Annotated in this window: 8 protein-coding genes and 1 pseudogene; 5 read left to right on the forward strand and 4 right to left on the reverse strand. The window is 64.6% G+C overall.

The window, feature by feature from the left end:
- Positions 1-648 (forward strand): DNA-directed RNA polymerase subunit alpha (locus tag ABZT03_RS42415; protein WP_356049434.1); only part of this gene is annotated, 648 nt, incomplete at its 5' end.
- Positions 649-879: 231 nt separating this feature from the next.
- Here the strand turns inward: ABZT03_RS42415 and ABZT03_RS42420 are convergent.
- The 4 genes from ABZT03_RS42420 to ABZT03_RS42435 are packed head-to-tail and all read right to left on the reverse strand — an operon-like array spanning position 880 to position 2,858.
- Complete coding sequence (locus ABZT03_RS42420; protein WP_356049435.1) at positions 880-1,080, reverse strand: DUF397 domain-containing protein; 201 nt, start codon at positions 1,078-1,080, stop codon at positions 880-882.
- 12 nt (positions 1,081-1,092) lie between these two features.
- Positions 1,093-1,947 (reverse strand): helix-turn-helix transcriptional regulator, encoded by an 855-nt coding sequence (locus ABZT03_RS42425; RefSeq protein ID WP_356049437.1) that lies wholly within the window; start codon positions 1,945-1,947, stop codon positions 1,093-1,095.
- Complete coding sequence (locus ABZT03_RS42430; RefSeq protein ID WP_356049439.1) at positions 1,928-2,470, reverse strand: DUF6879 family protein; 543 nt, start codon at positions 2,468-2,470, stop codon at positions 1,928-1,930. The genes ABZT03_RS42425 and ABZT03_RS42430 overlap by 20 nt, the downstream gene beginning before the upstream one ends.
- Complete coding sequence (locus ABZT03_RS42435; RefSeq protein ID WP_356049441.1) at positions 2,457-2,858, reverse strand: hypothetical protein; 402 nt, start codon at positions 2,856-2,858, stop codon at positions 2,457-2,459. Before ABZT03_RS42435 ends, ABZT03_RS42430 begins: the two co-directional genes overlap by 14 nt.
- A 408-nt stretch (positions 2,859-3,266) precedes the next feature.
- Here ABZT03_RS42435 and ABZT03_RS42440 point away from each other — a divergent pair, with 408 nt between their 5' ends.
- From ABZT03_RS42440 to ABZT03_RS42455, 4 genes and pseudogenes are all read left to right on the forward strand, one after another.
- Positions 3,267-3,737: an ATP-binding protein gene (locus ABZT03_RS42440; RefSeq protein WP_356049443.1), complete on the forward strand. Its 471-nt coding sequence runs from the start codon at positions 3,267-3,269 to the stop codon at positions 3,735-3,737.
- Between the two features lie 289 nt (positions 3,738-4,026).
- Positions 4,027-4,689 carry a hypothetical protein gene (locus ABZT03_RS42445; RefSeq protein ID WP_356049445.1) on the forward strand — a complete coding sequence of 221 codons (663 nt, stop codon included), beginning with the start codon at positions 4,027-4,029 and terminating at the stop codon, positions 4,687-4,689.
- Between the two features lie 484 nt (positions 4,690-5,173).
- Positions 5,174-6,157, forward strand: coding sequence for a hypothetical protein (locus ABZT03_RS42450; protein ID WP_356049446.1), 984 nt, complete (start codon positions 5,174-5,176; stop codon positions 6,155-6,157).
- A gap of 80 nt (positions 6,158-6,237) precedes the next feature.
- A pseudogene (locus tag ABZT03_RS42455) lies at positions 6,238-6,468 on the forward strand (amino acid permease); the annotation flags it as partial.
- Positions 6,469-6,564 lie beyond the last annotated feature (96 nt).

A 6,564-nucleotide genomic window follows, 5' to 3' on the forward strand; every position in this document is an offset into this window, starting at 1 on the left:
GTCCTCGCCACGCTCAACGGCAAGGGCAAGCTGGAGATGGAGCTGACCGTCGAGCGCGGTCGCGGCTACGTCTCCGCCGTGCAGAACAAGCAGGTGGGCCAGGAGATCGGCCGGATCCCGGTCGACTCCATCTACTCGCCGGTCCTCAAGGTCACCTACAAGGTCGAGGCGACCCGTGTCGAGCAGCGCACCGACTTCGACAAGCTGATCGTCGACGTCGAGACCAAGCAGGCCATGCGTCCGCGTGATGCCATGGCGTCGGCCGGCAAGACCCTGGTCGAGCTGTTCGGTCTGGCGCGTGAGCTCAACATCGACGCCGAGGGCATCGACATGGGCCCCTCCCCCACGGACGCCGCCCTCGCCGCCGATCTCGTACTGCCGATCGAGGAGCTCGACCTCACCGTCCGGTCGTACAACTGCCTCAAGCGTGAGGGCGTCCACTCCGTGGGTGAGCTCGTCGCCCGCTCCGAGGCCGACCTGCTGGACATCCGCAACTTCGGTGCGAAGTCCATCGACGAGGTCAAGGCGAAGCTGGCCGGCCTCGGCCTGGGCCTCAAGGACAGCCCGCCCGGATTCGACCCCACCGCCGCCGCACTCAGCGCAGAAGACGACGCAGACTCGGGCTTCGTAGAGACCGAACAGTACTAAAAAACGGAACCTTTCTCGGCAAGGTCTCGCGAAACTTCGCGATCTTCGTGCCCAGGCAGTGTGGTCTGACGCGTGAGCTCAAAAACGACGCCGAGGGCATCGACATGGGACTCGGACGCCGCCCTCGCTGCCCTACCATGCTGTTTAAACGGCTTTGTGTGTGGAAAGTGCAGCGAGGTGGCGCCGGTGACGGGGCGGGTTCTGCAGTTTGTCTGTAATGGGTCAATAAAATCACCGCCTTTCACAAATAGCTCTACTGCTCACGGTGTGTTCCAGAAAGGCCATCCATGCGCGAGGCGGGATGCGAATGACGCCGCGACTGGGGTCTTTTGTGTCTCGCACCATGATGGCGCCTGGGGTATTATCTGCGACTTCAACGCAAGTGTCCTGCGAGGTGTAAGTGCTGGTGCGCCAGTTCGGCTGGTCGGGCACGGCGGCTCTCCTCTAGTCGGTCGGCAACCGATCGAAGTGGTGCACGGCGGTGAAGATGATGTCGCGAACAGCCTTGCCATAGACGGCTGACTGCTGCAGGAGGGCGAAGGCTTTCGCATATAGGTCGATCTCCCGGGGTTGGGAGACGGACAGTTCCGCAGAGTAGGTCTCGACAAGGACGAGTCTATCGTCGAACATCGAAAACGAGTTGCCCGGCCAGATCGCGGCCGGTGCTGAGCGGGGGACAATTCCGAGGCTAAGTCTTGGCAGTCGCATTACAGCCAGGAGACGGTCCAGTTGTCCCTTCATCACGTCGGGGCCGCCAAAGTTCGTGTAGAGGGCTTGCTCTCCGAGTAATACGTTGAAGATCCGCTCACCCTGGTAGAGATACTGCTGGCGTTGGAGACGCTTGGCGACTGCGGCGTCGGTGTCGTCCGGGATGTCGTAGTAGTTGACGACCTGCTCGAAGATTTTGGCGGCGTATTCCGTTGTCTGGAGGGTTCCCCATACAACAGTGGGGTGCCAAATGCGAAAAACCTTGGTTTTGGCGTAGACGGGGATCGCCTTGTGCTGCCGACTCTCGGCGCCTGCCTGGAGTTGCCGGCGCCACTCGAGCCACAGTTCGTCGACGTGGCGGACGATCGCGATCAGGTCGCCGACCTGATCGCCTTGGCCAGTCGCTTCGCACCAGATACGAATGTCGTCTTCGCTCGGGCGTTGTTTGCCGTGCTCGATGCGCGATATCTTGGACTCGTGCCATGTGGTGGCATGCGCGAAGGCCCGGCCGCTTTTAAATCCAGCGTCCTTGCGGAAGCCGCGCAGCCGGGCACCGAGCGATTGCAGTACTTCATCTACTTGTGTGCTCACGGATGTTTTCAGGTTTGTACTGTGCGTGAGGGATGGCACAGGTCCACAGCAGGTCTCGCAGGCGTACGCATTGGGTGACGGTATCGGGATCATCGATGAGTCGAGATCCCAGGACTCGGCCGTCTGGCGCGAAGTAGCCTATCGCGAGGAGGTGTTCGTCAAACAGCCACCAGTCCCTCCCGTCGAAGGGAAAGGTGATGCCTTCGGCAAGGAGGTGTCGGGGCAGCCAGCGGATATTCTCACCAGCCTCTTCGTTCAGCCGCGTGGTGCTGTACTCCCACCGAATGTAGGAGGTCAGGGGCTCAGTGACGACCCGCACGCGGCGCACAGTCACGCCGCGTTGGGTGGTGCCCTTCATGAGCTGGGTCCACGGCGTGAGGTAGGAGTAGTCGACGTCGTCACCGTCCAGCCAGCTCTTGAACGGTCCGCCCTCATCGGGTACGGAGTAGTCGTCTCGCAGTTCAAGGTGGAACGCGTCGCGCTGGATGCTTTCGAAGAGGCGGTTGCGCTCAGCGCTGGGCATTAACTCCATGTACGTCCTCCAGGAGGGCCGTGATGGCCGCTTTCGGTACTTCGACGCAGGTCTCATAGTGCGGGATGGACATGTGCGTGAGGGCTTCCGCGTCGGTCACCGTCTTGCCCTGGACAACGCAGGTGCCCTGACCGGTGACGATCATGATCGGGGCTTGGGCGTGGTTGATGCTCCTTGCCGGAAGGCCGTCGTTGCTGAGGTGATCGAACAATTCCGTGGGCACCTCCACTGCAGTCTCGTCCTGGGGGAGGTCGAGCTGCATCGTCAGTTCGTTAGCGAAAAGCTGCCAGCCCTGGACGATGTAGCTGTCGCGATCCGTGGCGTAGAGCGTCGGGCAGTCTCCGCCCGTGGAGTTGGTGCCAAGGAACCGTAACTTCATGGTCTGTCTCCTGTCCCTATCCTTGCTCCGATTTGCGCGTCACTTTGATGGTCGGTGAGCTGTTAGAGCTCGTCAACCGGCTTGCTGCAAACTCGCGCAAGTTTCTTGGAGGTTGAGCGCAGTGAGCATACGGTCGACATCAACCGCCGGAGCCGAGCTGGTGCACCACCTTCCGTGGCTCCTGACCTCACGCCGGCGGCAGCAAAGCGCATGGCCCTGCCTCCCCTGTTAAGGCCGGGCCCCCTCGCCACAGGAATGACGATCCCAGTGACTACACCCACCACGCCGTCGCGTGCGAGCCTCGCGCCAAACTGCACCCGATGCACTGAACAGTCACCCCTCGACGCACCCAACCAGCGCCACCCCCGGGAGCTCGCTTCGTCGAAGCGTCCGCCCCCTAAGGAGGTGATGACGACGACCGCCGTACTGACGCCTCACACGGCTGGCCTCAAAACGGGGAGCCTGTTGGACGAGCACTTCACGGTCGCGCCTCGCTTTGGTGACGCCCTGCCGCGTATCGAGGACGCTTGCCGGGTGGGAGCCATGCGCCGGATCACCGCCGCAAGACTGAAAAACTGTGGACTCACCGCGATGACAGACGACGTCATGCTCATCGTTTCCGAGCTGCTCACTAACGCCCTCATGCATAGCGGTACCACGAAGATCAGCCTGAACCTATCCCTGCTCGGCGGCAGTCTGCGCATCACCGTCGGCGACGGTATGCCCGGCAGCGCTGAGCCCCAGCCCACCCACGACGCCGCAGAATCCGGAAGAGGCCTTGCACTCGTCGAGGCACTGGTTCACGACAACGGCGGGATGTGGGGCACCAACGACGCCGGAGCCACGGTCTGGTGCACTCTCACCATCTCCGGGCAATAGCGACTGTGACGCCGCCCGCGGCCATCTCTACTAGGCCCGAGCCAGCGTGGTCACCGCTCGGGGATGCTGCAGCGCTCCCAGCGCTGCTGGGCAAGCTACAGCATTGAACGTCTCTCGGCGGCGCCGACTCCTGCGCGCCACCGGCGGGGAAGCCTCGCCGCACTAGCTCAACGACAGGGTACGGCTCGCTGACATCACTGCCGCCCCGGCCTGTCACAGGGTCACGAGCGTGCTTCGGCCCACTCTCCTCCACCTGCAGCCGTCGCAAACGAGAAGGAAGAACCGATCCGTGCATACCGTTGGCGAGCCGGGCCTGATCCCTTTCATCACCCAACGGGAGGGTGAACAGGCCGCGCCAGACAACCTTCTTATCCTGCGACACGGGCCCGGCAACTACCGGCTCCACTACGGTGACGAGGACGTCAGGGACCGGGACCTGCGCGGGGTGCTGTGGGCGCGTTGCGCCTTCAACCCGGTCGACGAGCGCGGCATGCCGACAGGCGCGCCGTTATGGCAACTCATGCATCCCTACCGGCAGATGATGACGATGCAGGCTCTGCGCTGCCAGGTGTGCACCCGGCATGCACGCACTCCGCTGGGTTTCATCTTCCTTGCCGGGTCGGGCGACCACGACCCCACTCAGCCACAGATCCTGACCAACCAGCCCCCTGTCTGCCTTCGACATGCCCGTGCGGCTGCCGCGCTGTGCCCGCACCTGGAGAGGAAGCCGATGGTCTTCCTCGCTACCAGCGCCCCGCTGTACGGGGTGACCGGCGCCCTGTACGGCCTGAACGGTGACGGTGTCCACGTGGTGGCCAAGCCCGACCACCCACTGCCCTACGGGCACCCCAATCTGGAGACCTTCCTCGCCTCCCAACTCATCCGCCGGCTCAGTAGCTTCCGCGTCCTCGACCTCGACACGCTGCAGCGGGAGCTCACAGCGGCCGCATGAGCCCCTGCCCGAGGAGCCCCAGAGCCATCGGGCAGGTCTGAGCGCCCGGCGTGGGAAACCCCCTCCTGCCTCGTCCCGCGCCGGGCGCGCTCCACGTGACGTGCAAACAATGGGAGAGGTCCATGACGACAACAGGGGACGAGGCGCTTCCTCCGCTGTTGCAGTTGGTGGTTCGTTGGCGTATTGATCTCCTCCGTCGTCACCACGGCATCACACCCAGCTCCCTCCAGGGCTGGCAGGCCCTCGTGGCCGCCGTGTGCATCCTCCGGCTGCGGCGGCGCAGCCTCCGGCTCACGGCCGCCCGGTGGTGTAGGCGCGTCGCTACGGCCCCCCATGTCACGGACGCCACTTGGGCACATCCCGAACCGAGCATCTGACTCACCAGGGTTGAGGCCGATGACCGCCCGGCGGTCTCCTGTCGATCACGTCACCAGCAGCAGCATCCCGCTTGCCACCTTCTTCCGCCCGCTCACGAGGTACCCACATGCCGACCACTGAGCTGACTCTGACCCCCCATCCGGCTGGAAGGGATGAGGACTTACGCCTGGCCTTGGAAGACTTACAGCTCGACCGGTGGCTTTCCACCAAGACGCTCCTTACCCGCACGGGTAGCTGGGCGCTGCGGACCGCACGCAGCCAGGTTCTGGCGGCCGGAGCAGCCAGGGGCGATGCCATTGCCGCCTGGCTCGCGGAGGATCCGACCGACGCCAACGCGCTGATGATGCAGGCCCGAGTGCTGACGGTCCGGGCGGTGTCCGCCTACCGCCACACAGCAGACCGCCACACTCTGATCCCCTGCCTCCGCGCCGCGCACACCGCGTGTTTGGAGGCGGCCCGGCGCTGGCCGGCCGATCCCGTGCCCGGGGTGTGCCTGCTGGCTCTCGCCCAGGTCGACTGTGACCGAAAGCGCCCCCTGCACCTCGGCAACTGGGCAGACCCGTCGGAGGCTCTCCTGCCGCGCGGGCCGTGGCCGGTGCTCGACGAGGTGAACCGGAGGGACCACCCGAACAGGGAGGCGTACCAGCGGATGCTGCAGTGTTTCCAGGCGCGTGGCGGAGGCGCTGTCGACTTCGCCCGGTGGGCGTCCTCCCTGGCTGGGCCAGGGTCGGTGCTGCTCACCCTGCCGCTGTACGCGTTCGTTGAGGAATACCGCCTGCGGACGGTGGGCGGACAGGTCGCCCGGACCCTGCATTTCTGGGACAACGAGCAGGTCCGGCATTACGCGGTGCGGGCGCGGGATGGATGGTTCGCCTACCTCGCTGATCGCAGCACGGCCTCCCAGCTGGATCTGAATTATCTCGCCTACACCCTCACCGCCTGTGGCCTGCCCGGCGCCGGCGACGTGTTCGAGGCGATTGGCCCCTTCGCCACGCAGGCGCCCTGGCACCACGTCAGTGAAAGCCGCTGGTGGGAGGAGGAGTTCCTTCTGGCCCGCACCTACGCGATGAAACAAGGACACCGGCAGTGATGAGAAGTCGAGCACCCCCACTGCGCCCTCAACCCCCGCCCTCCCGTCCCTTCGCCCCTTGACCTCAGAGGATCATTTCGGTGTCTTCGAGACGTGCCGCCCACCGCCTGACCGATGACGATGCTGTCCTGGCCGGGCACGGCTACCAGCCCGTGCTGGCCCGCCGTATGGGCCCCTTCGGCAACTTCGCGATCTCGTTTTCGGTCATCAGCATCCTGTCCGGCTGCATGACGCTCTACGGCTTCGGCCTCACCACCGGCGGACCAGCGGTGATCATGTGGGGCTGGGTCGGCGTCGGCCTGATGGTCTTACCGGTAGTTCGTTAAATCCGGAGGTAGAGGTCAATGCCGTGTCCGGTGGTGACCGCGTCGATCAGGGCCTGGAGTTCATGGGGTGGATCCGTGTCC

It is taken from the genome of Streptomyces sp. NPDC005574, assembly GCF_040605435.1.
Classification (GTDB): domain Bacteria; phylum Actinomycetota; class Actinomycetes; order Streptomycetales; family Streptomycetaceae; genus Streptomyces.

What these genes read in the sequence shown, in the direction of transcription:
- ABZT03_RS42450 (WP_356049446.1), top strand. Translation starts at nt 5,174, where the DNA reads ATGCCGACCACTGAGCTGACTCTGACCCCCCATCCGGCTGGAAGGGAT.
- ABZT03_RS42440 (WP_356049443.1), top strand. Translation starts at nt 3,267, where the DNA reads ATGACGACGACCGCCGTACTGACGCCTCACACGGCTGGCCTCAAAACG.
- ABZT03_RS42435 (WP_356049441.1), bottom strand. Translation starts at nt 2,858, where the DNA reads ATGAAGTTACGGTTCCTTGGCACCAACTCCACGGGCGGAGACTGCCCG.
- ABZT03_RS42430 (WP_356049439.1), bottom strand. Translation starts at nt 2,470, where the DNA reads ATGCCCAGCGCTGAGCGCAACCGCCTCTTCGAAAGCATCCAGCGCGAC.